This window comes from Neisseria sp. P0009.S007, from assembly GCF_051962515.1.
Genome location: NZ_JBQCVF010000338.1, coordinates 1 through 1,404, shown reverse-complemented (window position 1 = coordinate 1,404; position 1,404 = coordinate 1). Strand labels below are relative to the sequence as shown.

General features: G+C 52.4%; 1 protein-coding gene and 1 pseudogene. One reads left to right on the top strand and one right to left on the bottom strand.

All coding sequences use genetic code 11. The features are described 5' to 3' along the window. Positions 1 to 257, bottom strand: a 257-nt coding sequence (locus ACTHS3_RS13065) for a LacI family DNA-binding transcriptional regulator (RefSeq protein WP_440368135.1), incomplete at its 3' end; no start/stop codon positions are given. 257 nt (positions 258 to 514) lie between these two features. Here ACTHS3_RS13065 and ACTHS3_RS13060 point away from each other — a divergent pair. Continuing rightward, a pseudogene (locus ACTHS3_RS13060) lies at positions 515 to 1,404 on the top strand (glucose-6-phosphate isomerase); the annotation flags it as partial.

Sequence of the window (1,404 nt, the reverse complement as noted above, 5' to 3'; positions counted from 1 at the left end):
AAGAACATATCCGGTATGCCGTGTCCGCCCGTATTCTCGCCTGTCCGCGAAATGGCGCCGGTAATCAGACCGACCAATCCGGAACGGTGTGACCGCATAATCCGTGCCGCAGAAGATGGGATATAGCCCAAAGCAGCAATCGCTGTTTCTACTTTGGAACGGGTTTTATCACTGACCGGCGCATCGCCGTTAATCACCCGGCTGACCGTCTTAGGAGATACCCCAGCATAAGCAGCGACATCATAAATTGTAGCCATCTTACGGACCCGCCCCGACAAGATTTCAATAATGTTACATAGGATAACACAGCAGACATCGGTGTCATACCCCCTTTTTTACAGAAACTTGATGATAATCAACCGTTTCTATTGCATTTCGCATACATTTCTTAAACAAAACCGCCCACGCCATCTCCCAAAATCTGTTCAAATTTGTTAAACTACAAGCCACTACAAAAAAGCAGGAAATACCTATCTATTCTGCTTATTTTACCGTTACATACTAAGGAAACGAGATGTCCGCATACTCAGACGCATGGCAAGCCTTGGAAGCCCATCATGCCGATACTCAACACGTTACCCTGCGCGAACGCTTCGCCGCAGATGCCGAACGTTTCAATAATATGCACGAAATTCTGCACGGTTTGTTATTTGATTACAGCAAAAACCGCCTAGATGAAAACACCCTTGACTTATTGTGCCAACTGGCCGAAGCAGCCGATTTGCCACAATATATACAGGCCATGAGCAGCGGTAAAAAAATCAACACCAGCGAACACCGCGCCGTTCTCCACACTGCTCTGCGCCTGCCTGCCAATGCCAAACCTGTTTACGTCGACGGCGAAAACATCGTGTCCAAAGTTCATCACGAACTCAACCGCACCCTCGAATTCGCACGCCAACTCCTAGACGGCACCCACGCAGGCATTACCGGCAAACCGATTACCGATTTGGTTCACATCGGTATCGGCGGCTCCGATTTAGGCCCGCGCATGGCCACACAGGCGCTGCAACCCTATTGGCAAAACATCCGCGTCCACTTTGTCAGCAACTCCGATGATGCCGACCTGACCCAAACCCTTCTCGGCCTCAATCCCGAGACCACCGTATTCAGCATTGCCAGCAAATCGTTCCGCACACCGGAAACCCTGCTCAATGCCTATGCGGCGCGCACCTGGTACCGCGATGCAGGTTTGCCTGATTCCGGCATCTACCGCCACTTCTGCGCCATTTCCGCCGATGTGGCCGCAGCCCAAAACTTCGGTATCTCCCCCGACAAAGTCTTCGCCATGTCCGACTGGGTCGGCGGCCGCTATTCCGTCTGGTCACCCATCGGCCTGCCGCTGATGGTTGCCGTCGGCGAAAAAGCATTCCGCAAAATGCTGGCCGGCGCACACGCGATGGA